We start from the raw sequence: 24,494 nt of genomic DNA, 5'->3' as shown, positions 1-24,494 counted from the left end.
ATGGTTGTAAACAATATTAATATCTATTCTGAAATATTACGTAAGCTTGATAAACTCTATCCAGAAATAAAAAGTAACTTAAACTTTAACACTCCTTTCGAGTTTTATGTTGCTATTGTTCTTGCCGCCCAATGTACTGACGAAAAAGTTAATGCAGTAACCAAAGAATTATTCAAACGCATAAAAAGCTTTGAAGATCTAGACAGCATACCATTAGAGGAATTAGAAGAAGCAATACACCCAACCGGATTCTATCACAACAAGGCAAAAGCGCTTAAGGAGGGGGCGAAATATATAATCAAAAATTTCAATTCAACTTTACCTAATAATTTTGATGACCTTATCAAAATTCCTGGACTAGGCAGAAAATCGGCATATGCTATCTTAGGTTACGTGTTCAACAAAAGCGCTATAGTTGTTGATACCCACGTTAAGAGATTGGCTGTGCGTTTAGGTCTTGTAAAAAAAGGTGATCCAATAACTGTTGAAAAGGAAATAGCCTTAAATGTTGAAGAAAAAGATTGGTTTAAATTATCATATATGTTAAATCAACATGGAAGATTAATGTGCACTGCAAAAAATCCTAAATGTCAGGAATGTATACTAAACGATATTTGTCCAAAGGTGGGGATTTCTAAAAATAAATGAAATATAAAATAGATTTACACGTTCATACTAACTTTTCCAAAGACTCAAATATTTCTATAGATGAGCTGTACAAAAAGTCTATATTAAGCGGTATAAATGTAATTGCTATTACTGATCACAACACGGTAAAGGGAGCAATGCTTGCAAAAGATAGAATAAAAGATATTGAAGTTATTATAGGGGAAGAAATTCTTACCTCACAAGGAGAAATTATTGGGCTCTTTTTACAAGAAGAAATAAAACCATATATGAGCGCATCTGAAACTATAAAGCAAATCAAAGCACAGAAAGGCCTTGTGTATCTTCCTCATCCCTTTTCTTTTTTTAGAAGTGCATTAAAAAATTCAGCCAAAAAAACTCTCTTAGATGAATTTGATATAATTGAATCGTTTAATGCTAAATCGTTGCCCTATGAAAATTTTCTTGCTAGAGAGTTTGCAACAAAAAATAGAAAGGTGGTTGCAGCGGGAAGTGATGCACACTCAATAGAGGGATTTGGTGAAACATATTCATATGTTGAAACAGAACTAAGTGTTTCTAGAGAAAATTTAGTAAAAATTTTGAGTGAAGCCAAAATAGTTGGAAAATATTTTTTTCTAGAGAATATATTTTATAAAATATCAGCAAGTTTTCAAAAAAAGAAAGGAGTTATAAAATGCAAGAAATAAGAGTTGCAATAGTCGGGGTTGGGAATTGTGCCTCCTCTTTAGTACAAGGCGTTGAATTTTATAAAAATTCAGCAAAAAAACCCATTGGTTTAATTCATGAAAAAATAGGACCATATAAATTAGAAAATATTCGTTTTGTAGCTGCCTTTGATATTGACGAAAGAAAAGTTGGCAAAGACCTCTCAGAAGCCATATTTGCAGCACCTAATAACACCATAAAACTTCATGATGTTCCGAACTTAGGCGTAACAGTTATGAGGGGGCATACAAACGATGGTATCGGTAAGTATGCTGCAAAAGCAATAATAGAATCAAAAGAGGAACCAGTTGACGTAGTAAAGGTTTTAAAAGAATCAAAAGCAGACGTTCTAATAAATTACCTACCGGTAGGAAGTCAGAAAGCCTCAGAATTTTACATGAACTGTGCTCTAGAAGCAAACCTTGGCGTTATTAACGCAATCCCAGTATTCATAGCAAGTAACAGTGAATGGGCAAAAAAATTTAAGGATAAAAATCTACCAATAATAGGCGATGACATAAAATCTCAGCTTGGCGCTACAATTTTACACAGGGCACTTACTCAAATTTGCCTTGATAGAGGTCTTGAAATAGAGAGAACGTTCCAACTTAACGTTGGGGGTAATTTAGACTTCTTAAATATGTTGGAAAGGGAAAGACTGGAATCAAAAAAAATTAGTAAAACAAATGCCGTCAATTCACTGATGCCAGAACCTATGTCAGAAGAAAATATCCACATAGGACCTTCAGATTACATTCCATGGCTACATGATAGGAAGTGGGCATATATAAGGATAGAGAGTAAAGCATTTGGTGAAGTTCCGTTAAATATAGAATGCAAATTAGAGGTATGGGATTCTCCAAATTCTGCAGGAATAATAGTTGATGCTCTAAGATTAGTAAAATTAGCAAAAGATAGGAATTTGGGCGGGCCGATTATTAGTGCGTGCGCATATCTCATGAAGAGTCCACCAGTACAATATCCTGACACACAAGCAAGGGCAATGCTTGAAGATTTTATAAAGGGAGAATAACCTGTCCTTAATAAAAAAAATAATTAAAAGAGTTATTTTCAGCATTTATTGGGACAATAAAAAAAGGAGAGAAGTTGTATTAAAAAACTATAAGATTATAGGCGACGCATTAAATCGCCCGGATTATGAAACGCTCGCCAGAGAGGCCCTTTTATCTTATAGCGATTATATATATGAAGTTTTAATGCTTTTTTTAAATAAAAATAAGTTTAATGTAAATTTTTTCAACTTAGAAAGGCTTGATGAAGCTCTGTCTTTAAAAAGAGGGGTAATAGTGAGTACAGCACATATAGGCAACTGGGATGTAGGAAGCTTATTTGAACATAAAGATATCAAACTAAAAGTTGTTGCAAACCTTGACTTTCCTCTTGCTGGTCATTTAATAAGGTTAATCCGTTCAAGAATTGGCTTTGATGTAATTCCTGCGAGAAATGGATTAAGAGAAATAATAAACTCGCTTAAGAAGAACCAAATTTTATGTATGCTAAGCGATATAGCCTTAAATCATCCATCTGAAAACATAAATTTTTTAAATCACAAAATTTCCTTTCCAAAAGCAGCTTTTCAGATAGCATCTTCAAGGCAGTGCCCAATCTTGCCAGTATTTATAATCAGAAAAAATCCATTTAATTTTGACTGCTATATAGAAAACTTTATTAAACCAAAAAAAGATTACAAAGAAGCAATGCAAGAATGGGTAAGTTATTTTGAAAAGTATGTAAAGACCTATCCACAACAGTGGTACATCTTTTTACCAATGGAGATAAAAAATGGATAAAAATTTTATTAAAGCTGATCTTCACATACACAGCAGCTTCAGTGACGGAATAGCATCCCCGGAAGAGATTGTTAAATACGTAGCAAATTATACCGATCTCAAAATAATTGCTATAACCGACCACGATAACATAAAAGGATCGCTTAAAGCAGTTGAATTAGGAGAGAAATATGGAATAATTGTAGTTCCTGGAGTTGAGGTAACTACCCTTCAAGGTCACGTAATATGTCTTTTTATAGATAAACACATAAGAAAGTTTACCAGTCTTTACAAAACAATAGAAATAACGTATGAATCAGGGGGAATAATAGTTCTTCCACATCCAATGAGCCCACTAACTTATAGTATTCCGCTTCGCTGCATAAAGAATATTTTCAAGAAAGAAAATTTTCCAAAACCAGATGCAATAGAAATAATAAATCCTACTCTTGCTGGTCGAGTGATCAGACAAAAGGTAGTAGAATTGAATAAAACTTTAAAATTAGCAGAACTTGCTGGAACTGACTCCCACACTCTAGACACAATAGGAAGCGCATATACTCTGTTCCCCGAAAACACAAAAAATCTAGAAGATGTTAAGAGAGCTATCATAAACCGACAAACTAAAGCCTATGGAGAGTTTTGGAGTATAAGAGAGCATTTGAGGATTGCCAGAACAAGACTCAACTCAGATATAAAAAACATCGCACAAAAAATAGGTGGCAAGCTGATAAATGGGAATAGATAAGAGAAAGCTAATAAAGCCAATTATTTATCCTATAGCGAAACTCTTATCGAAAATGAATATCTCCCCAAATTCCATAACTATTTTTTGCACTATAATAACATTTTTAGCATCACTTTCAATTATATTTCTACCAAATATAATCAGCGCTTTGTTTTTGCTAATTGCGGTTTCATTCGATTCTGTAGATGGGTTAGTTGCGAGGATTTCAGGCAAAATTACCAAATTTGGAGGTTTCCTAGACTCCACTCTCGATAGACTATCTGAGGGCTTTATTTTCACTTCTACAGCCATATATGGAATCATAAATAATAATGATCTTATTATAGTTTTTTCTTTCTCATCAATGGTTTTTTCTTACATGATTTCTTACGCGAAGGCAAGATCGGAATGCGACAATGTTCCTATTAAAGGTGGACTTATGCAAAGGCCAGAAAGGCTTTTGTTATTTGTCGTGTCTTTAGCACTAGGATTTTTATTACAAGGACTTATAATACTTACAATACTTTCTATATTTACAACCTTTCAAAGAATTCTAATAGCATACAAGGGGTATAAACAAAATTGAAAAGTTATACCCTTGTCAATAGATTTAAATTCCATTAAAGTCAAAGCGTAAAATGCTATTTAAAGAAAAAATTATAATTTTCCTGTGTTATCTTATTTTGGAAAATATAAAACTTTTTGCACATCCTGTATCCCTTCTTATGAAATCATTTCATAAGAAGGGATTTCGTTTAGCAAAATTAAGATTTAAAAATTTATACCCAAATTTAAGCGAAAAGGAGTTAAATTATCTCGTAAGCCAAAACTTTTACAATTACTCAATTTATTATCTTGAAATAATCTTATTGCCGCTTTTAATAAAATTTATTAGATACTTTATCAACAACTTTCAAGAATCATATTCAATATTAAAGGATTGCTTTATACAGGCGAATGATAGAGGCATAATTGTTATCACTGCTCACTTTGGCAATTGGGACTTAGGGTCCTACATAATATCTTCAATATCAAAAGAATGTAACAAAGAAGCATTTGCAGTAGTTGAATCAATTAGACCAAGATGGTTATTTAACTTTTTTAAATGGACCCGAGAAAAAGCTGGATTAAAAATAATTCCACTTAATGAATCTACTGGAATAAAATCCTTAAAAGAGCTAAAAAACGGCAATGTAATAGCACTAGTAGTCGACAGAAATCTAACAAAACATGGAATAAAGACAACATTTTTTGGAAGAGAGTGTATCTTCAACGATGGACCTTCAATTTTGATAAAGAGAACTAACCCAAAGCTCTTCGTAGCTGGTTTGTATAGATTAAATAAAAACTATCAAATATACTTCAAAGAAATAGAATACAAAAATGAAAATTCAAAAGAAGAAATAACAAATTTATTAATAAAAAATCTAGAAGAAATGATAAATATTAGCCCCACACAATGGTTTATCTTTCAACCCAACTGGATTGGAGATGATTACGAATGAAGGTAGCTCTCGTTAGTCCATATTCCTTTTCGTTCAAAGGAGGAGTTAATACCCATCTTTTTTTTCTTCAAAAATTTTTCGATAAACACAACATTGAAACGCACATAATTGCTCCTGCAGAACCAGGAAAACCACTTGCTTACAATGTTGATCACTCAAGATTTCATACAGTAGGTAGATCTTTCCCATTTATGACAAACGGTTCTATAGCAAGACTTGCGCCAACTCCGGGAGCTCTTGGAAAAATACTTTTGCTTAAAGAAAACTTTGATATATGGCATGTACATGAACCCTTTGCACCAGGTCCTTCTCTCTTTTCTATATTTACTATAAATAAGCCAATAGTAGGTACTTTTCACGCTTATTCTGATATACCGTTTCCCTTTGAATGGTTTAAACCAATTTCAAAAAGATTTTCAGAAAAAATAAACGTTAAAATTGCTGTCTCAGAAGCATCAATGCACTTTGCAGAACAATATATTGATGGAGAATTTAAAATTATACCAAATGGAGTTAATATAGACATATTTGCCCCCTCAGAAAAATATCAACAACCAACAATACTCTTTGTTGGAAGACTTGAAAAGAGAAAAGGACTTGACGTAATATTAAAAGCATGGAATAAAATTTTTAAAAAATACCCCGATGCACAACTAAGAATAGCTGGATATTCAACTGAAAAAAGAATTAACAAATTTCAAGATCTTGATGGCGTAAAGTTTCTTGGAGAACTAAGCGAAGAAGACCTTGCAAAAGAATACTCAAAAGCCTGGATATTTTGTTCGCCAGCATTGGGTGGGGAAAGCTTTGGTATGACTATTTTAGAGGCACTCTCTTCTGGAACTGCGGTAATTGCATCAAACATTACAGGATACAGAACTCTGCTAAAAAACGGTCAATACGGTTTATTAGTTGAGCCGAACGACCCAAATGACCTTGCACAAAAAATATGCTATTTAATTAAAAATAGAGAAGCAAGAACAGAATTGGAAAAAAGGGCAAGACCTTATGCGATAAATTTCTCCTGGGAAAAAATCACGCTTTCTCTTATTGATATTTACGAAGAAGCTAAAAGCATTTTTAAAACTAAGTTATAGCCACCGTTTCTATTACTGGTTCTTTTTCTCTTGTCTTTACAACAAGGACAGGTCTCACTGAATAAGTAAATACCTTATCGGATACTGAGCCTAAAAAGAAGTTGTTAATTCCTGATCTTGAACTATTTCCAACAACTATTAAATCTACATCCTCCCTGTCGGAAACATCTAATATTTTTGATGCAGGGCTACCTCTTTCTACCACTTTTTCAACTTCAATACCTTCCAAATCTATATCTTCAAACGATTTTTCAAATATTTCATTTGCTTTTTTTTCAATTCTAATATCAAGTTCATCGTCAGATAATAAATAGTCTTCCTTTGAAAGCTGTCTTTCAACATAAACTGCTATCAGTTTGGCTTCTTTTTCTTTTTTAGCTATTTTTACTGCCCACAAAGCTGCTTCTCTAGAGTACTTAGTACCATCGACAGCTACAAGAATTTTCATATACGCCCTCCTTATTTATCTAAGAGCACCTGATAGATCTGTAACTCTATAACCTTTACTTTCAAAATACTTTATCATTTCAGATAAAATCATTGGAGTTGTTCTACTACCAATATGAAGCAATATTATGCTTCCATCTTTAAGATTATTATATATTCTATCCCTTTCCCTTTCAACAGTCATATTATCTTCCCAATCAAGAGAGTCAATAGTCCAATAAACCGTTTCATATCCTAAAGACTTTAACACCCCTCTTACCCTATCATCTCTAGCCCCATAAGGAGGTCTAAACCATGGCCTTGGATCCTGCCCAGTAGTTTTAATAATTATCTCTTGAGCTCTAAGTATGTCTTCCTTAATTGATTCGTTCGACATCGTTGTCATATCTTTATGAGCATAAGAGTGATTCCCAACTTCAAAGCCATATGCTGTAATTTTTCTAACAAGATTCGGATATCTCTCGCAAAAAGGCCCAGTAAGGAAAAAGGTTGCCCTTACGTGATTTTCAGACAAAATATTTAGAATTTCAGGCAATCTACTACCATCAGCTCCAGCATCGAAGGTAAGAACTATTGTCTTGCCTTTTGCTCTATCTATCTCATATCTTGAACTATAACTTTTAGAGCTTTCACCAATTTTTTGCTCTTCGCTGGTTCTATGGCTATTAGTTTTAGGAGGTATGTTTTCATTTTGATTCTTAACAACGTTTTCCTTAACTGTCTCGTTACTTGTTTGAGATCTATCTGTATGAAATAATTTATTTCCAACAAAGAGGACTAATAAACCACATACAATTAAAATAACAAAAGAGAATCCTTTTGACACTAACTATTTTTTACTATATGAGGAGTAAGCAAGAATATTACTTCTGTCCTACTCTTCATGTTATAATCATATCTAAACATTGGGCCAAGAAGTGGCATATTGCCTAATCCTGGAACAGAAATAGTTTGTTTTCTCTGTTCATCGCTAATTAGACCACCAATATAAAATGTTTGGCCATCCTTTACCCTTGCTGTTACATCAGCTTCTCTTATAGTTGTAGTAAATGGTTGGTTAATCTGAAGCTGGGTAACGTCTCCATTAAATGCAGAAACAGATGGAGTTACGTGAATGGTAATTTCTCCATTTTCACCTATAAATGGGGTAATCTTTAACAAAACTCCTACATCATATTCATTCGTAGTGTATGTGACGTTACCTCCGGTAGCAGAAGACACCTGAGGTATATATAACTTGTCACCAGCAAATACATATGAATCCTGTCCATCCAAAGCAAGAATTCTTGGATCTGAAAGTATTTTTGCATTATTATTATTTAACTGAGCATAAAGACTTGCAGTAATATTGGAAATCGTACCTGTATAAACGCTAGATTTACTCTTTGAAGTACCATAAGTTCTTGTACCGGTAGCGTTGCCAGAAAACTGGATATTATTAGGCCACTGTATACCCAATTGTTTTATCCCTTGATTGTCAAGTTCAATAACCATTACCTGAACTTCTATTTGTTTAAGAGGTTTATCAAGGTTTTGAAGCAATTCTTCAGCAATTTTCTGCTTGTCTTCTGGTGCTATTACTGTAATCGTATTTGTCCTGTCATCATAAAGAACCTTTCCTGAGCTATTGCTCGAGCTAGATGTGGACGTTGATTCTCCTCCACCTGAAGAGGATGCAATCTTTGTAGAAGAAAACGATGCACCAATGCCCTCTGCAATAAGCTTTGCTACATCAACTCCTTGCCTCATTGTAGTTACTTTATTTATAGTTAGACCCGATGCTCCTCCCGAAGTGCCTCCACCAGCAGTTGCTGAAGTAGAAGTCTCTATTATTGTTTTATTGCCTACATTATATAATTTATAAACTCTAATAACGCCAAAATTACTAAGATCTTTATCAGTACCTATTACAAGAACGTTGCCAACCTTTTGCATCGAAAAATTATTTATTTTTGTAACAAGTTTAATTGCATCATCAACGCTTATGTCCTTCAAATCAACAGTAACCGATCCTTTAACAGAATCCGCTGCTACTAAATTGTACCCTCCTAATCTTGCCAGAGTAGCCAAAACATCTCTTATATCAGCGCCTTTAAATGCCATATAAGAGATCATAGGAGAGTTTTCAGCTTGGTAGTTATTGCTACTTTCATTTTGTTCGTTACTGGTTTGTGACTTAAAGTTAGACAAATTAAATCCCTTCGGATAAAGGCCTGAGTCTAAATTATTTGCATTTCCAGAACTTGAAACATTTTGGTTTGATGATTTGCTTTCCACATTTTCATTCCCTGGAGAACCGGTTTGCACAGATTTACTAATCTCTTTAGATTGAAATTTCAATTTTATAACATTGTCCGCAGTTTTTTGAATGCTTACACTAGTATCTGGATCTCTAAGATACGCATAGAGCTCTACTCCCTCTGGAACAATATAATAAGAAAGATAATCAATTTTTGACAGATCTGCAAAAATTTTTTGTCCTGGTTTTAAAGAAAGGTTTACGTTTTTAAAAGTGAATTTTATGCAATCTGGATAATTAAGTCTTTCCTCACTGATGCTGTTTAGGTCTATAGGCCCTGAAAAAGTAAGAGTTAATTCATCATAAGTATCCTGGTTATTTGTGCCTATATTAACAAGAGCAGGTTTGTCAGAAGCGTAAGAGGTTATAGAAATAAAGAGAAAAAACAGAAAAAAACACGATTTTAAAAACCATTTCATAAAATTCACCTCACATATTTTATAGTTCATAGGTTCTCGTTTGGCCAGAAGAAGTTAAAACCACACTATTAAGATAAATTCTTTCAACCTTAATGTTTCCCAATATTATATCGCCTTGTTTTACAGTATATGTCTGTTGACCATTTTCTAAAATTGCCATCATCTTGTCATTAACTCTCATAATCCCCACTAACTTCAATGTTGGAGGAAAAGGGTTTATTTTTATCATAGGTAAATTAATATTTGAACCAGAAGATCCATGGAGGTTCGCTGAACTATTCTCAGAACTAATAAGAGGAACAAAGGGATCCGCTCTACCTATTGGAACATTTGGTTTTTCAAGCGTCTCAGGGTTAATAATATTATTAGAAACCTGAGTATTTTCTTTTTTAACTTCAGGATTTTGCCCAACATGTTGAATTTGAGATCCTTTAGGACTAGTTTGGAAAAATTGAGGATAGACGTTAATGCCTACTGCAATTACAAGAATCAAAATAAAAATCCCCAATATAATTTTCATTCTCTTCTGTTTATCCATATTAGCTCTCCCTATTTAGACTTCGACAGATCGTAAAATCCGTCTAAAGTCATATCTAACCTTAAAGTTTTGTCCTTTTCAGAATAACCAACGACCTGAAAACTATCTAAAGTAAGTATTTTAGGGAAAGTGCTCAACTTTTGTATAAATTTTTTCATAGCCTCATATCCGTGAAAATCTACTTTAAGTGCAAACTTTATAGTTCTAACATTTAAAACTTTTTCTGCGTTCGCATAAGGATTGCCTATAGACGGATTAACAACATTACTATTAGCAGGCTGGTTTGCTGGCTGCATAACTGTTTTGCTAAAGGTCGCTCCAGTATTAGTATTTGTTTGTTGCTGAGGTTTTTGTTGAGTACTGGGAGTTTGAGCAACCGTTTCAGGTTTAAATTCAACAATAGTACCGCCTGATGCCTCAATCAGATTTGAAAGGTCTACATACATCTTAGCCATATCACTTTGGGTTATAAACCTTGTTTTTATCTTATCAATTTCAGAACTCGCCTGGTTGAAATCCTTTCTTAATGCAACTAAAGCAAGGGATTTATTTTTATATTCATTTAGTTGTAACTCTTTAGAATCTAGAGTTGACTTCTGAGTTATAAACAGTTGTAACTGCGGTAAAAGGAAAAAAACTCCAAAAAAGATAACTAACAAAAAAGATAACAAAAAAGAGAGCATCTTTTTCTCTCTATAACTCAGATTTCTGAAATAATTTAAAATATAGTCTTTCATCTTGAGACCTCAAAGTCAAAAATAAAGTTAAAGGCATTATTTGAGTCTTCCTTGCCTTTACCAGAAACCCTTATAATTTCATCCAATCTTGGATTAGAAAGTATTTTAGATTTTGATATCAAATAATAAAAGTACGCAGGAGAAGTGGAACTAAGAGAAGAGCCGTTTAAAGTATAATGTGATCCGTTTATCTTTAAAGAAGTAATCCAGGTATCAGCAGGTATACTAGATCTAAGATCTTCTAGAACTTCGATGTCTATCTTAGACCTTTGATCTATTCCCTGCAAAACCTTGTTAGCTTCCTGTAATTCATTTTTTCTCTTCAGTAGAACGTCATAATTAAGCGCATCTGGCATAAGCGCAGTAATTTGGGCATTTAAACTATTAATTTTAGACGACATATAGAAATTTAGAGCAAAGGCCACACCCGTAAGCAACAAAAGAATAAAAAAAACAGCCACAGGTACAATAAAAACTAAGTTTTGGTTAACTTCTTTAGTCTTCTCAGTAAACTCTTCAGGCAATAAATTTACAACATATCTCATATAGACGCTATTCTTCATCTCTCATCCCCAACCCTACTGAAATGCCAGAATAATTAAGAGCACTTTCATCGAAATTTCCTTTAAGGAATTTGTTTGGAACAATCTTTGCCTCTCCGAACGAAACGCTAATTTTTTCTTTAATATAATTAAACAAAGGCTTATCATTTTCGCTTCTTCCTATAAAACTTAACTTGCTAACTTCCTTGTTAACTTTATCGGAAAGATAAAAGCTAATAGTTCTTTCAATCTCGGAAAGAAGGAGCTCCAAACTTGCAGTATCATTTCTTATAAGATTATCGTATGGAATTAAAATAAAACGTTGATATACTGGAAAACCCTCGTCCAAAATTAAAATATTTACTCCTTCAGAAAATATTTTCATAATCATCTGAATCCCAGAAACAAGTTGCTCCCCTAAAGCTCTTGCAAGTGCTAAAATTGAAAGATCTACTTTACTCAGATTTAGATTAGCCCTATTAAAAGAATCAATATAAGGATCAACTATTCTTCTAGGACAGGCAACCAAAAGGGCATCAACAAAATTATCATTTCCTATACTAACATCTCTCAAAAAACAACTATCAATATAGGCTTCTTCTGGTGGTATAGGCAAATATCTGTCTGCCTCAGATTTTACAACCAGAGGCACCTCATCAGCGGGCAGCATAGGAAGTCTAATGTTTTTTAAAATAACTTGAGTCCCATGAAGACCCAAAACAAAGTCAACATTTTTAAATGAGCCAAATTGTTGTTCAAGTAGAGAAGAAAAAGACTTTATACTTTCAATATTCGAATCTTTAGTATATGGTTGTGGCAGTATAATTTCTTGATAATTTCTTAAAAAGAAAGAAGATTTGCGATTTTCTACATGAGAAAATCTCAATATGTTACCGTCTATTTCAATGCCACAATAAATTTTTTTCTTTTTAAACAAAAACAACTCTTCCTCCGCCCACAATAAAATAAATTAATAATACAATATCATACTTGTTATCCTGCATATTTACAATATACTTTAAAGCAAATTTTGTCAATAGTGAGAATTTTCCAAAAACTAATATGGAAAAACCCATATTTTTGGAATAATCAAAAATATTAAAAAGTTAAGCCCCCCCACATTATTTTTTTTATTTTCTAAGATTGCATTGATTTATAACTAATCATCTTGTTTACAGAACTCACAAATGCCTTTGCAGAGGCTACAAGAATATCAGTATCAGATCCTCTGCCTATAAAAACCCTCTTGTCAGAATCTTGAACCCTTACTGTAACCTCTCCTAAAGCATCTGTTCCACCTGTAATAGCTTTAATGTTAAAATCAATTAAATTTAGTTTCAAATTAACAATCTTTTCAATAGTCTTATAAATTGCATCTACTGAACCGTTACCAGTACCTGAATCTACTAATCTTTCTCCATTACTCTTCTCTAGCACTACAGTTGCGGTAGGGTAAGAATTTGTGCCTGAAAAAACGCCAACATAATCAACTCTATAGAATTCTTCACCTTGGAAAATAATATCACTAATAAGGGTTACAAGGTCCATATCATGAATTTGTTGTTTTTTATCAGCCATTTCTTTAAAAGCTATAAAAGCCTTATTTAAATCTGCAGGAGACAACTTGAATCCCAAATCTTCAATCCTTTTTCTAAAGGCGTGTCTGCCAGAGTGTTTTCCAAGTACCATTTGTGAACCAGTAAGCCCAATAAGTTCTGAATCAAGAATTTCATAAGTTCTCTTGTCTTTCAAAACTCCATCCTGATGTATACCTGATTCGTGGGCAAAAGCATTAGCACCTACAATAGCCTTGTTTGCCTGTACGTTCATCCCTGTTAATGATGATACCAACCTACTAGTTCTATAAATTTCCTGCGTATTAATGTTGGTAAAACTCTGATAAAAGTTCTTTCTAACATAAAGTGCCATCACTATCTCTTCAAGAGCTGCATTCCCAGCCCTTTCGCCAATTCCATTAATAGTACATTCAACTTGCGAGGCGCCAGCTTCTATAGAAGCTAAAGAGTTAGCAACTGCAAGGCCTAAATCGTTATGACAATGAACAGAAATATCTACATTTTCTATTCCTCTAACATTTTCTTTAAGATATCGAATAATCTCAGCCATTTCACTTGGAGTAGCATAACCAACAGTATCAGGAATATTAATCGTTTTTGCACCTGACTCTATAGCTGTACTAACACATTGAGCAAGAAACTCAAGGTCGCTTCTAGAAGCATCTTCTGCTGAAAACTCAACATCTGTACAAAGAGATCTAGCATAGGTTACTGATTCTCTTATCTTAGACAAGGCTACCTCTCTTGAAATCTGAAGCTTCTTTTCAAGGTGCAGATCAGATGTAGCCAAAAAGGTATGAATTCTTGGTTTTTCATTATCTTTTATTGCTTCCCAGGCTCTGTCTATGTCTTCCTTTTTCGCTCTTGCAAGAGCTGCAATAATTGGGCCCTTAACCTCTCTTGCAATTTGTTGGACAGCTCTAAAATCGCCTTCTGAGGCAATAGGAAAACCTGCCTCGATACAGTCAACGTTAAGTCTAGCTAATTGCTTTGCAATCTCACATTTCTCTTCACTATTAAGGCTTACACCTGGAGATTGTTCTCCATCTCTAAGAGTTGTATCAAAAATCTTTATTCTTTTCAAGACACTCACTCCTTAATATTCAACTTTCGGCAACCATGACATCATAGCCCTAATCCTCTTCCCCACCTCTTCAATTTTGTGCTCTTTAGCCTCTCTTCTAAGAGCATTAAGCATAGGTTGGCCTGCAGTATTTTCCAAAATCCAACCTTTAGCAAAAGCTCCAGTTTGAATATCATTCAAAACCTTTTTCATGTTCTCTTTAACTTCTGGCCCCACCACACGTGGTCCAACTGTTAAATCGCCGTACTCGGCTGTATTTGAAATTGAATGTCTCATCCAACCAAAACCGCCTTCATAAATTAAATCCACTATTAGTTTCATTTCATGAAGAACTTCAAAGTATGCAAGTTCAGGCTGATAACCAGCCTCACAAAGAGTTTCAAAACCTGCTTTTATCAAGGAAGTAAGCCCACCACACAAAACGGCTTGTTCACCAAATAAATCAGTTTCAGTTTCTTCTTTAAAAGTCGTATTCAAAACACCTGCTCTTGTTCCGCCTATTCCCTTAGCATAAGCAAGTGCCATATCAAAGGCACTGCCGCTAGCATCTTGATAAATAGCATATAAACACGGAACACCTTTACCTTCTTGGAATTGTCTTCTCACAAGATGTCCAGGACCTTTTGGAGCTACCATAAAGACATCTACATCTGCTGGAGGAACGATTTGGTTGAAATGAATACTAAACCCATGAGCAAAAACCAACGCTTTGCCAGCTTTTAGATATGGTTTAACTTCGTTTGCATATATTTTTGCCTGTAATTCATCCGGAATCAAAAAGACGATAATATCAGCATCTTGACTCGCTTGAGAAACGGTTGTTACTTTCAAACCAGCATCAATAGCCTTTTGTGCGCTTTTTGAATCTGGCCTTAAGGCCACTATAACGTCAAGGCCACTATCTTTAAGATTTAGAGCATGTGCGTGCCCCTGACTCCCAAAACCCAAAATTGCAATTCTTTTGTTTTTTAAAAATTTAAGATCTGCATCTTGATCGTAATAAACTTTTACCATGATACTAAGTCCTCCTCAATATAATTTTTTCGAAAATTAAAAACTACAACAGTCTATTGTTTGATTTAATTGTTCTATCCTCTCTTCATTGCCACCCTACCACTAAACAAAACTTCAATAATTCCATACGGCTTTAAAAGGTTAAGACAAGCATATACTTTTTCTTCATCTCCAGTTACTTCCACAGTTAGCGTATCTTTAGAAAGATCTACTACCCTAGCCCTAAAAATATTTATTATCTGCAAAATTTCCGATCTTACAGGGCCGCTTGCCTTTGTTTTTATAAGAACAAGTTGTCTTTCAACAATATTTTCTTGAGAGTAATCAAATACTTTTATTACATCAATAAGCTTGTGTAGTTGTTTTGCTATCTGCTCAACAACCCTATCGTCCCCCTCTACAAGAATAGTCATCCTAGAGAAACCTTCATTTTCCATAGGTGCAACGGTCAAAGATTCAATATTGTATCCTCTTCTAGCAAATAATCCAGCAACTCTTGCTAGCACACCCGATTTATTTATAACAACCAAACTAAGAGTGTGTCTCATTTACTTTCCCTCCCATAAATCATCTTTGATATATCAACACCAGGGGGGACCATTGGGAAAACATTTTCTTCTCTTTCTACCCAAATATCTAATAAATATGGCCCCGAAGAGGAGAGACATTCTTCAATTGCGCTCTTTAACTCTGAATTTTTCTTTACTGTTCTTGCAGGAATGTTATAAGCTTCGGCAATCTTTAAGAAATCTGGATTTCCAGATATCAAATCTGTTTCAGCGTATCTCTTCTCAAAAAATAGGTCTTGCCACTGTCGAACCATTCCTAAATATCCGTTGTTAACTATCATTACTTTTACTGGCAATTTATAAGAATTTAAGACAGCTAACTCTTGAATAGTCATCTGGAATCCACCATCTCCAGCAATACAAACTACAAGTTGATTTGGCTTTGCAACTTGAGCCCCTATAGCAGCAGGAAGCCCAAATCCCATAGTTCCAAGTCCGCCAGAAGAAATAAATGTTCTAGGATCAAATCTCTTAAGATACAAAGCGGCAAACATTTGATGTTGACCAACATCAGTTACAACAATGCCGTTTGTACCTAAAATTTGACTGAACATATAGAAAAACTCTTGTGGATAAATGCCTTCATGTGCTTTTGGAGGCTTGTATTCAAGGCAAAACTCCTTTTTCCATTCTTCTATTTGCTTCATCCATTCATTTTTCGGTTGCATTTGTTCTAGCTCTTTATTTAACTGAGCAAGCACCTTCTTGCTAAGCCCAACTATTGGAACTAAAACTGGTACATTTTTACCTATTTCTGCCGGGTCAACGTCAATGTGAATAACTTTAGCGTGAGGTGCAAATGAAGCAAGATGTCCGGTAACTCTATCGTCAAAACGAGCCCCAATTGAAATAATCAAATCAGACTCCATCAAAGCCTTGTTAGCACATGGCAAACCATGCATTCCAGGCATTCCAAGATGATAAACAGAATCAGGATGCAAAACTCCTTTGCCATGCAAAGTGTGAGCTACAGGAATATGAGTTTTCTCGACAAATTCTTTAATCTCTTCTACACAATCTCTAGCTCCACCACCAACTAAAATTACTGGTCTCTTTGATTTTTGTATAATTTTAACAGCTTTTTTAATTTGTAAAGGGTGTCCTTCAGTTGTAGGTTTATAACCAGGAATATTAATAGGTTTTGTAAAATTAAATTCATTTTCATTCATCAAAATATCTCTTGGAAGATCGATAAGAACTGGGCCAGGTCTCCCCGTGGAAGCAATATAAAAAGCCTCTTTAAAAATAGTGGGTATTTCCTGCTGATTTTTTACGATATAGCTATGTTTTACAATAGGTAAAGTTATACCGAATATATCAGTCTCTTGAAATGCATCCGTACCCATTACGCTAGTAGGTACCTGCCCAGTCAGTGCAACAATAGGTATTGAGTCCATATAGGCGTTTGCAATGCCAGTTACAAGATTTGTTGCTCCAGGACCAGAGGTAGCAATACACACCCCTACTTCACCAGAAGCCCTTGCATAGCCGTCTGCAGCATGAGCTGCTCCCTGTTCATGTCTCATCATATAGTGTTTGAAAACAGGATTTTTGTAAAGTTCATCATAAAGGCCCATTATTGCCCCACCAGTAATACCAAATGCATTTTTGACACCCTGGGACTCAAGAACCTTTAAAATCGCTGCTGTCCCTCTCATCTTCATAAATATCCCTCCTTCCAAAAATTTTTAAAAAAAAACCCTCACATCACGAGGACGGAGGGAGGTTCCGCGGTACCACCACGATTAACCATCCAAAGGATGGTTCACTCTAAACTTTAACGCAGTCTTACGTTTCTGATTACTTAATTTCACCAGAAAAGCTCCCAGGCGAGTTCGAAAGCGCCCTTTACCGAATCGCACCAACCTTCGGCTCTCTTAGAAAGTTAAGCTTTCTACTACTCCTGTTCATAGCCTTTAACTCTATTAAATTTTCAAAACACTAATTCTATATATAATAAACCTTAAATTTAAATTGTCAAACACTTGCGAAATTACAAAAAATTAACTACCAAAAATATTTTTGAAAATTCTTCCAAAAAAGCTACCCTTATTTTTTTTAGAGTTAATACCAGGCAAAAAACTTTCAAGCTTGTTTTTGGAATCAATATTCCCTAAATCTTTTGACTTCTCATACCAATATTTTGCCATTTTGTCGTCTTGTGATGTACCTCTACCATATTCATACATCCAACCCAATCTATACATTGCATCAGCATTTCCTTTTTCTGAAGCGTCTTTGAAGTATTTGAAGGCCATTTTGTCGTCTTGATATGTTCCTTGCCCGTGAAGATACATAAGTCCCAAGTGATACATTGCATCAGCATTTCCTTTTTCTGAAGCGTCTTTGAAGTATTTGAAGGCCATTTTGTCGTCTTGTGATGTACCTCTACCATATTCATACATCCAACCCAATCTATACATTGCATCAGCATTTCCTTTTTCTGAAGCGTCTTTGAAGTATTTGAAGGCCATTTTGTCGTCTTGATATGTTCCTTGCCCGTGAAGATACATAAGTCCCAACCTATATAATGCTTCAACATTTCCTTTCCCAGAAGCCTCTCTAAAACATTTAAAAGCAATATCAAAATTTCTTGTTACACCAAAACCTAGTAAATACTTTAAACCAATTTCAAAAAGCACTTTCGGATCTTCTTGATTTTCAATCTCCAAAATATCAATATCAAGTACTTCTTCCTGAGAAAATACATTTTCATTATTTGAAAAAAGCTTTCTATCATCAAAGCTAACGTCTTCTTCTCTTTGCAGCACTTCTCTAGAAATAGTTCTGTCTACCACAGAACTTTTGCTTTCTATCTCATCAATCATTGCCAAAAGTTCATCCATTGATCTAATTCTATTATTTACATTAACCTCAAGACCTTTTGAAATAATCCTCGCAATTTTTGGATTTACACCTGATAAATCTAATTCTCTCAAAGTTTGCAATCTATCTGGGGCAGGTGGTGGGGGAAAACCTTTAATTAATGTATAAAAATTAGCGCAAAGGGAATATACATCTGTATAAGGGCCTCTTCTTACTCTCTGACCGTATTGTTCAAGAGGCGCAAATCCAGGAGTAACAATCCTATCATAATTGCCTGTTTTCTCTGCAATAAATTGTCTGGCCGAACCAAAATCAACAATTACAATTCGACCTTCCTTTGTCAAAATTAAGTTATCTGGTTTTACATCCTGATGAAGTAATCCTGCATCATGAACAACTTTTAGGGCCTGAGCAACTTGCTTAATATAATTAAGAGCTTCATTTTCAGGTATTTTTCCAACCCTATTTAACAATAAAGACAAAGATTCACCATCAAGAAATTCCATTACAAGATATGCAGTATTATTTTCTTCAAAAAAATCAAGAACTTTTACAATTCCAGGATGATTTAACCTTGCAAGAATTCTTCCCTCATTTAGAAATTCACCAATACTTTCAGAGGAATCTGAATCAAATATAACAACGCTACCCTGTCTTGTAGCTCCCAGCGCAAATAACTCTTTTATCGCTACCTTTGCATCAAGCATAGTTTGTATTGCTGAATAAGTAAAAGAGAATCCACCTTGGATAATTACGTCTTCAATTCTGTACTTTCCATTTTGAAGAAGAGTTCCAGAAGCTAGTGCCATTATTGAAAGAGTTCTAGTCCCAGAAAAAGCTTTATCAACAACTGAGGTACCACATACCGGGCAAACTTTTACCTCTTCTGATATTGGACCATACCCACAAACTCTACAAAAAATCATATTCTCTCCTTAATTTTTTTAAAATTCTTTATAAATAGCAACCGCTGTCGCATTGTCAGGCGCCCCCCTTTTTAAAGCTATTGAAATTAATTCACTTACCAGATCATCTGGTCTATTCGATAAAGAGTTTACAACAGAAAACATCTCATCGTCTGGCAATTCACCCCAAACTCCATCACTTACCATTAAGATTAAATCTCCTTTAGTCAATTGAATAAAGTATTTTTCAAATTTTTGAAACAGACCTTCGATATAGTTTTCTTGCTTATCTATTATAAATCCCATAGACCTTAAAAGTTTGTTTCTATCAGGGCTATTAAGGGCTTCTTCTCTCGTCATTATTCCACCTAAAATCAACGTTTCAACCAAAGAGTGATCGTTTGTTAACCTTTCAAATTTTTTATCCTTGTATAAATAAATTCTTGTATCACCAACATGTGCAATAAAGAGCTTATCATCATAAATAAAAATACCACTAAAAGTACAGCCACCGTGTTTACCATTTAGGCTTTCCAAAACAGCTCTATTAGCTTTCCATGCAAGTTCAATTGTTTGATTAGCTATATGTTCTTCATCATCAATTAGTTCAAACCTTTCAGTCAAAAAGGCATCCACAGCAGCTTTGCTGGCTATTTCTCCTGCCTCCATTCCCCCCATACCATCGGCTATACAAGCTTTCAAAACGTTATGTTTCCCAAAATGATTATAGAAATACATTTGAGCGTAGCCAAATGAATCTTCATTAATTGATCTTGAAACATTCAAGCCAATTGTTGAGGCAGAACCAATATTGTATTTACAACGACGTACTTCAATTGTAGAACATATTTGATTTAACATATTAAAAGCATCTTTAAGAGAAATTTTTGCCCTACTTCCTGGAAGAGCAAGCGATAGAAACTGAGGAATACCAGGGATATCATAACGAGAAATAAGCTTAACATCAAAGCCATTTTTTATTGATATTGCACTTAATAATTCGTATAAAAGAGAGCCCAACAATTTGATCGTATAATCTTCTCTTTCATAAGCTTTGTTTGTAAACTCAAAATCTGAAAAACTCATAATAGTAGGAATCTTTGAGAACTTAAAACCACTTTCTGATTTCACAATATCGTCCACATTAATTTCTTTAAACATATATCCATGATTTTCTAAAAAAATAGATGCTTCACATATATCTTTTATAAGAAGTAATGATAGCTCAGGTGCTAATGGAAGATTTAATCTCTTATCCTGATAAAACTTACAAACAATATTGTTCCCGAACGAACTTAATATTTCTGGGAAAATTTTTATCTTTAATATCTTTTCATAGACATTGACCCTTTCTCCACTATAACATAAAAAAACTTTCCCATTATATTCGCATTTATTCCATCCATCTCCAAAAGATTCAACAACTTTAAAAGAATCAAAAACTTTTTCAAAGTCTAAACTCTGAATAATTTCCTCATCCATAAGATTTCTCCGAATTTATAACCATACTATCTTCCTGTCGCTTTTCTGATATCATCATCTGTAGGCATATCCTCTTTAGAGTGATCTAATAATTGCGTCTTCGTGCCTATTTTAAGCGTTTTTGCCACGCTTGAACCTATATATTTCTTAACACGTATCTCTTCTATTGCCTTATCTAACAAAGCTGTTAGGTTGTCATTTTTTAATTTTATAGTGAGACTTCTTGCCAAACCCAAAATTTTTTCTGCTTCTTCGGGCGATTTATGTGCTTGGCTAATTGCTTCACTTACTATTTTCTCAATATTCCTTTGCTGAACCCAATCCATAACTTCTTGATCCGTTTGAACTGCTAGCAATTGATCCTTTGTAAATTCAATTCCAATCTCAAAAGGCCCAACTTTTTCTTTCATATCGGCATTTGGGATCTGATAGTATAGATCAATTTTCCCCATTTCAACCTTTGAAACTGGCATTGAAGGAACATCAAATTCTAGAAGATAAACATTTCTTCTTCTTGATTCGAGATTTCCCAACAAATAAGGTTTATTATCTATCATAATCTCATACTGAACGGGAAAGATTTTTGTTATCCTTTCAAGAGAAAAACCTTCTTTTAGTTCTATTCCCATCTCAAGATTCATAACTACTTCCTGTGTTGCATGGCCTAATTCGTTTAAAAAAACATATGGCAACTTGCTAATATTAATACTGCTTGAACTTTCAGACTCAATTTCAACGTCACATAGGTGAAGAGGTTTACCTAAAGTCCGATCAGAAATCCTGCACAACAAATCTTCATTCCACTCGTCACCAACACCCACAGATATAACTGATATATTTGAAAAAACAAGTTCGTCAAGGACTTTTTCAACCAAATCCAAATCAAAAACGTTGCCATCCGTTAAAACAACCATCTTTTTTATTCCGGCTTTATCTTTAAGCAGATCTAATGAAACCTTCATTCCGGCACCTAGGTTTGTGCCAACTGTACCAGTTCTAATTTGTTCAAATGATGAAAATATTTTCTCCTTTTCTGTAGCAGCGGTAAATGGCAAAACTATTTTTACTTCATCATCGAAAGTTACAATACTTATTTCGTCATCATCTTTTAAAATGTTAGATTCAAGAATTTTTTTCAGAGATTCAATAACAATTTCAATTTTTGATTTATCGTTTACTGTTTCGCTCATTGAACCGGATGTATCAAGAACAAAGGAGACAAAAAGTTTTCCTCTCTCCTCAACTTCTTTACTAACTTCAATACTAAGTAAAACAAATAGCTTTTGGCCACTGGTATCGGCCAACAACCTTTTTCTATGAGTCTTAAGATTCACTTTAAGCACTATAAGTCTCCTTAGACCGTTTTCTATATTTTAAACTTTCTAACCTCATCTTCAAGCTCGTTTGACTTCATCTTAATATCGTTCGAAACTTCTTCCAATTTACCCGCCTCATTTAATTGTTTCTCAGCTCTTTCTGAGATATCCTTTGTTGATGACACGGTATCTTTTGAAACCTGTACAAGATTTTCAATTGCCTTTTGAACATCTAAAGATGCTCTGTTTAGATCGTGAACGTTCGAGAGATCTTCTTCGGCCAAAGCAGCAAGATTGGCCAAGCTTGTTTCAACATTTTTAATGTCTTTTGAAGATATTATACCTAAAGCTTCGTCTTTTATTTTCTCAAATTTTTGGTACAAATTACTGATGTTATCTTTCAAAGTTTTAACAGAGTCTTCAATTGCAGTAAAGTAATTTCCCAGATCTTCTACACCTTCTATATGTCTGTCAAAATTAAAATCAAAGTTATTAGAGTTAAACAGGCGTTCGTTAAGATTGCTAGAAATTTCATTGGATGTGTACAAAAGCTTTTCAGAAAGACTGCGTATTTCATCTATGATAACGCCAAAGGCTTTACCCTGTTCGCCTAATTTTGAGGTTTCAATTATAGCGTTTGATGACCAGAGCTGAATCTGATTTGCTATGGTTTGAATGGGAACTAAAGACATTCTTATTTTCTCAGAAACTTCTTTCACACCATCAGATATTGAGTTTATGTTTCTAGCTATATCTGTTACTGCTCCAACAGCGTTTTTCTTTTCTAAAATATTTTTTTCTATTTCTTTAACGTTTGTATCTATTACCAACAAGCTATTACTTACGTCTCCAAGCTTATTCGTAAAATCTTCAATGCTTCTTGCTATTCTATTGATGTTTTGAGCAATATTAGAAGCAGCAATTGCCTGATCCTCAACGCCTTTAGAAATACCCTGTATGCCTTTTAGCAAAATGTTTTTGTCTTCATTTAATTTAGTTGCAATATTAGATAAATTTTCGGCACCTTTGGCATTAATTTCAGATAATTTAGAAACATCCCCTGAAGATGTCGTAAGAGAAGACGACACCGACATAAGATCGCTAGATGCGTTTACCAGATCTTTAATTGCATAATTAATTTTTCCAATGACGTTAATAAAGTTTGATCTTATTGATTCTACAGCCCTTACAACAACTCCTAGTTCGTCGTTAAAAACAGGATTAAGAGGTTGACTAAGATCACCAGAAGCAACTCTTTTAATATCCTTTACTAGCAAGCCTATCGGTCTCATAAAGAAAAATTCCATAGACAACAATAACAAAATTATACCGATAATAATAGCCGTAATGTTTAAAGCAAACTGCATTATAGTAAATCTCTTTAACATGTTGTTATAAAAAGAAGTATCCTTAGCAATAAAATACATGCCCAAAATATTTCCATCTACATCTCTAAGAGGATAATAATAACCAAAATATGGCTTACCAAATAATATTTCCTGAGCAAAACTGTATAATTCTGAAATATTAGTAGGTGCTCCATAATTTATTGGTTTTCCTTCTTTTAAGACAGACCCAAAAACCGAAGGATTGAAAAATTTACTAAATTGAGAAAGTTCATTGGGTTTAATAGACGTAGAAACCATTTCATTACCCTGGAAAAAAGCCACCTCAACACCAAAATTATTCTTAATCTGATTTGAAATCTCGTTCGCCCCTGCTATTCTGTAACCAGTTGAAATAGTTCCAATAATTTTCCCCTTCTCATCTTTAACTGGTGCTCCTGATCTTATCGATAAACCTACAACTCGTCCTAAACCTATTCCAGATTGAACTTTTCCATCCAGAGCACTTTTTATTTCTGGTAATTCTGAAATATTATCATTTCTCGATATTGAGGGGGCATCGCTCCTAGCCAAGACCTTACCATCAGAATCAGTAACAACAACGTATAAACCAGGATAAAGCTGAGCAAATTTTTCAATAAAAACAAACAAAGAGTTAGAGTCTTTGTTTTTTACTCCAGAAATTATATCGTGATCACTGGCCAAAGTTAAGGCAGCCTTTTTTGTGTCAGAAATTTTAGAATCAAGGAAAGAATTAATTCCTCTTGCGGTATTTGTTATATCATTTAGCAAAATTTCATTACTAAAATTATAAATTTGAATTAACCCACCACCAGACAATAATAATCCGAAGACAAAAAAGCTTAAAAGAACCATTATGCCCATCTTTTTGCGAAGGGCAGCATTTAAGAAAATACGAAAAATCCTCATATTACCCCC

At 34.1% G+C, this 24,494-nt stretch carries 23 protein-coding genes and 1 other annotated feature; of the genes, 8 read left to right on the top strand and 15 right to left on the bottom strand.

Going from position 1 to position 24,494, the window contains the following annotated elements; all coding sequences use genetic code 11:
- The 8 genes from THENA_RS02945 to THENA_RS02910 are packed head-to-tail and all read left to right on the top strand — an operon-like array spanning nt 1 to nt 6,454.
- Entirely contained in the window at nt 1-648 is a 648-nt protein-coding gene (locus THENA_RS02945; protein ID WP_013755947.1) for an endonuclease III domain-containing protein, read from the top strand.
- Entirely contained in the window at nt 645-1,316 is a 672-nt protein-coding gene (locus THENA_RS02940; RefSeq protein WP_013755946.1) for a PHP domain-containing protein, read from the top strand. The genes THENA_RS02945 and THENA_RS02940 overlap by 4 nt, the downstream gene beginning before the upstream one ends.
- Entirely contained in the window at nt 1,304-2,368 is a 1,065-nt protein-coding gene (locus tag THENA_RS02935; protein WP_013755945.1) for an inositol-3-phosphate synthase, read from the top strand. Before THENA_RS02940 ends, THENA_RS02935 begins: the two co-directional genes overlap by 13 nt.
- Nucleotide 2,369: 1 nt before the next feature.
- Nucleotides 2,370-3,146 (top strand): lysophospholipid acyltransferase family protein, encoded by a 777-nt coding sequence (locus tag THENA_RS02930; RefSeq protein WP_083816110.1) that lies wholly within the window; start codon nt 2,370-2,372, stop codon nt 3,144-3,146.
- Nucleotides 3,139-3,873 (top strand): PHP domain-containing protein, encoded by a 735-nt coding sequence (locus THENA_RS02925; protein WP_013755944.1) that lies wholly within the window; start codon nt 3,139-3,141, stop codon nt 3,871-3,873. The genes THENA_RS02930 and THENA_RS02925 overlap by 8 nt, the downstream gene beginning before the upstream one ends.
- Nucleotides 3,860-4,438, top strand: a complete 579-nt coding sequence (locus THENA_RS02920) for a CDP-alcohol phosphatidyltransferase family protein (protein ID WP_013755943.1) — start codon at nt 3,860-3,862, stop codon at nt 4,436-4,438. Before THENA_RS02925 ends, THENA_RS02920 begins: the two co-directional genes overlap by 14 nt.
- A gap of 52 nt (nt 4,439-4,490) precedes the next feature.
- The gene (locus THENA_RS02915) at nt 4,491-5,357 is read left to right on the top strand and encodes a lysophospholipid acyltransferase family protein (protein WP_013755942.1); all 867 of its coding nucleotides are present in this window, start codon (nt 4,491-4,493) and stop codon (nt 5,355-5,357) included.
- Nucleotides 5,354-6,454, top strand: coding sequence for a glycosyltransferase family 4 protein (locus THENA_RS02910; protein WP_013755941.1), 1,101 nt, complete (start codon nt 5,354-5,356; stop codon nt 6,452-6,454). The genes THENA_RS02915 and THENA_RS02910 overlap by 4 nt, the downstream gene beginning before the upstream one ends.
- On the opposite strand, the gene THENA_RS02905 is transcribed toward THENA_RS02910, so the two are convergent.
- The 15 genes from THENA_RS02905 to THENA_RS02835 form a co-directional block, all read right to left on the bottom strand.
- A complete protein-coding gene (locus THENA_RS02905; protein ID WP_013755940.1) occupies nt 6,444-6,902 on the bottom strand; it encodes a universal stress protein in 459 nt (152 codons plus the stop codon). The genes THENA_RS02910 and THENA_RS02905 overlap by 11 nt on opposite strands.
- 15 nt (nt 6,903-6,917) lie before the next feature.
- Nucleotides 6,918-7,727 carry a polysaccharide deacetylase family protein gene (locus THENA_RS02900; RefSeq protein ID WP_013755939.1) on the bottom strand — a complete coding sequence of 270 codons (810 nt, stop codon included), beginning with the start codon at nt 7,725-7,727 and terminating at the stop codon, nt 6,918-6,920.
- Nucleotides 7,727-9,619: a type II secretion system protein GspD gene (locus tag THENA_RS02895; RefSeq protein ID WP_013755938.1), complete on the bottom strand. Its 1,893-nt coding sequence runs from the start codon at nt 9,617-9,619 to the stop codon at nt 7,727-7,729. The genes THENA_RS02900 and THENA_RS02895 overlap by 1 nt, the downstream gene beginning before the upstream one ends.
- 19 nt (nt 9,620-9,638) lie before the next feature.
- Nucleotides 9,639-10,157 (bottom strand): hypothetical protein, encoded by a 519-nt coding sequence (locus THENA_RS02890; RefSeq protein ID WP_013755937.1) that lies wholly within the window; start codon nt 10,155-10,157, stop codon nt 9,639-9,641.
- Between the two features lie 11 nt (nt 10,158-10,168).
- Complete coding sequence (locus THENA_RS02885; RefSeq protein WP_013755936.1) at nt 10,169-10,894, bottom strand: hypothetical protein; 726 nt, start codon at nt 10,892-10,894, stop codon at nt 10,169-10,171.
- Nucleotides 10,891-11,457: a PilN domain-containing protein gene (locus tag THENA_RS02880; protein WP_013755935.1), complete on the bottom strand. Its 567-nt coding sequence runs from the start codon at nt 11,455-11,457 to the stop codon at nt 10,891-10,893. The genes THENA_RS02885 and THENA_RS02880 overlap by 4 nt, the downstream gene beginning before the upstream one ends.
- Nucleotides 11,447-12,379, bottom strand: a complete 933-nt coding sequence (pilM, locus tag THENA_RS02875; protein ID WP_013755934.1) for a type IV pilus biogenesis protein PilM — start codon at nt 12,377-12,379, stop codon at nt 11,447-11,449. Before pilM ends, THENA_RS02880 begins: the two co-directional genes overlap by 11 nt.
- A 194-nt stretch (nt 12,380-12,573) precedes the next feature.
- A complete protein-coding gene (locus THENA_RS02870) occupies nt 12,574-14,097 on the bottom strand; it encodes a 2-isopropylmalate synthase (protein WP_013755933.1) in 1,524 nt (507 codons plus the stop codon).
- Between the two features lie 12 nt (nt 14,098-14,109).
- Nucleotides 14,110-15,111: a ketol-acid reductoisomerase gene (gene ilvC / locus THENA_RS02865; RefSeq protein WP_013755932.1), complete on the bottom strand. Its 1,002-nt coding sequence runs from the start codon at nt 15,109-15,111 to the stop codon at nt 14,110-14,112.
- 74 nt (nt 15,112-15,185) lie between these two features.
- Nucleotides 15,186-15,659 carry an acetolactate synthase small subunit gene (gene ilvN, locus THENA_RS02860; RefSeq protein WP_013755931.1) on the bottom strand — a complete coding sequence of 158 codons (474 nt, stop codon included), beginning with the start codon at nt 15,657-15,659 and terminating at the stop codon, nt 15,186-15,188.
- Nucleotides 15,656-17,344 carry a biosynthetic-type acetolactate synthase large subunit gene (gene ilvB, locus THENA_RS02855; protein ID WP_013755930.1) on the bottom strand — a complete coding sequence of 563 codons (1,689 nt, stop codon included), beginning with the start codon at nt 17,342-17,344 and terminating at the stop codon, nt 15,656-15,658. The genes ilvN and ilvB overlap by 4 nt, the downstream gene beginning before the upstream one ends.
- 44 nt (nt 17,345-17,388) lie before the next feature.
- Nucleotides 17,389-17,600, bottom strand: a binding site (T-box leader).
- Nucleotides 17,601-17,683: 83 nt separating this feature from the next.
- Nucleotides 17,684-19,432 (bottom strand): protein kinase domain-containing protein, encoded by a 1,749-nt coding sequence (locus tag THENA_RS09580; protein ID WP_013755929.1) that lies wholly within the window; start codon nt 19,430-19,432, stop codon nt 17,684-17,686.
- Nucleotides 19,433-19,450: 18 nt separating this feature from the next.
- Nucleotides 19,451-20,893 carry a PP2C family protein-serine/threonine phosphatase gene (locus THENA_RS02845; RefSeq protein ID WP_013755928.1) on the bottom strand — a complete coding sequence of 481 codons (1,443 nt, stop codon included), beginning with the start codon at nt 20,891-20,893 and terminating at the stop codon, nt 19,451-19,453.
- 26 nt (nt 20,894-20,919) lie between these two features.
- Nucleotides 20,920-22,236: a vWA domain-containing protein gene (locus THENA_RS02840; RefSeq protein ID WP_013755927.1), complete on the bottom strand. Its 1,317-nt coding sequence runs from the start codon at nt 22,234-22,236 to the stop codon at nt 20,920-20,922.
- A 23-nt stretch (nt 22,237-22,259) separates the two neighbouring features.
- Nucleotides 22,260-24,485: a cache domain-containing protein gene (locus THENA_RS02835; RefSeq protein ID WP_013755926.1), complete on the bottom strand. Its 2,226-nt coding sequence runs from the start codon at nt 24,483-24,485 to the stop codon at nt 22,260-22,262.
- Nucleotides 24,486-24,494 lie beyond the last annotated feature (9 nt).

The sequence above is a fragment of the Thermodesulfobium narugense DSM 14796 genome, assembly GCF_000212395.1.
GTDB lineage: Bacteria > Thermodesulfobiota > Thermodesulfobiia > Thermodesulfobiales > Thermodesulfobiaceae > Thermodesulfobium > Thermodesulfobium narugense.
Note: the sequence above shows the minus strand (reverse complement) of the source record. Positions and strands in the feature narration are given on the sequence as shown.

Coding starts and splice junctions, on each gene's coding strand:
- THENA_RS02880 (WP_013755935.1), bottom strand. CDS start 11,457: ATGAAGAATAGCGTCTATATGAGATATGTTGTAAATTTATTGCCTGAA.
- THENA_RS02945 (WP_013755947.1), top strand. CDS start 1: ATGGTTGTAAACAATATTAATATCTATTCTGAAATATTACGTAAGCTT.
- THENA_RS09580 (WP_013755929.1), bottom strand. CDS start 19,432: ATGATTTTTTGTAGAGTTTGTGGGTATGGTCCAATATCAGAAGAGGTA.
- THENA_RS02920 (WP_013755943.1), top strand. CDS start 3,860: ATGGGAATAGATAAGAGAAAGCTAATAAAGCCAATTATTTATCCTATA.
- THENA_RS02835 (WP_013755926.1), bottom strand. CDS start 24,485: ATGAGGATTTTTCGTATTTTCTTAAATGCTGCCCTTCGCAAAAAGATG.
- THENA_RS02925 (WP_013755944.1), top strand. CDS start 3,139: ATGGATAAAAATTTTATTAAAGCTGATCTTCACATACACAGCAGCTTC.
- THENA_RS02905 (WP_013755940.1), bottom strand. CDS start 6,902: ATGAAAATTCTTGTAGCTGTCGATGGTACTAAGTACTCTAGAGAAGCA.
- ilvN (WP_013755931.1), bottom strand. CDS start 15,659: ATGAGACACACTCTTAGTTTGGTTGTTATAAATAAATCGGGTGTGCTA.
- THENA_RS02895 (WP_013755938.1), bottom strand. CDS start 9,619: ATGAAATGGTTTTTAAAATCGTGTTTTTTTCTGTTTTTTCTCTTTATT.
- THENA_RS02885 (WP_013755936.1), bottom strand. CDS start 10,894: ATGAAAGACTATATTTTAAATTATTTCAGAAATCTGAGTTATAGAGAG.
- THENA_RS02940 (WP_013755946.1), top strand. CDS start 645: ATGAAATATAAAATAGATTTACACGTTCATACTAACTTTTCCAAAGAC.
- THENA_RS02935 (WP_013755945.1), top strand. CDS start 1,304: ATGCAAGAAATAAGAGTTGCAATAGTCGGGGTTGGGAATTGTGCCTCC.
- ilvC (WP_013755932.1), bottom strand. CDS start 15,111: ATGGTAAAAGTTTATTACGATCAAGATGCAGATCTTAAATTTTTAAAA.
- THENA_RS02845 (WP_013755928.1), bottom strand. CDS start 20,893: ATGGATGAGGAAATTATTCAGAGTTTAGACTTTGAAAAAGTTTTTGAT.
- THENA_RS02915 (WP_013755942.1), top strand. CDS start 4,491: ATGCTATTTAAAGAAAAAATTATAATTTTCCTGTGTTATCTTATTTTG.
- ilvB (WP_013755930.1), bottom strand. CDS start 17,344: ATGAAGATGAGAGGGACAGCAGCGATTTTAAAGGTTCTTGAGTCCCAG.
- THENA_RS02890 (WP_013755937.1), bottom strand. CDS start 10,157: ATGGATAAACAGAAGAGAATGAAAATTATATTGGGGATTTTTATTTTG.
- THENA_RS02910 (WP_013755941.1), top strand. CDS start 5,354: ATGAAGGTAGCTCTCGTTAGTCCATATTCCTTTTCGTTCAAAGGAGGA.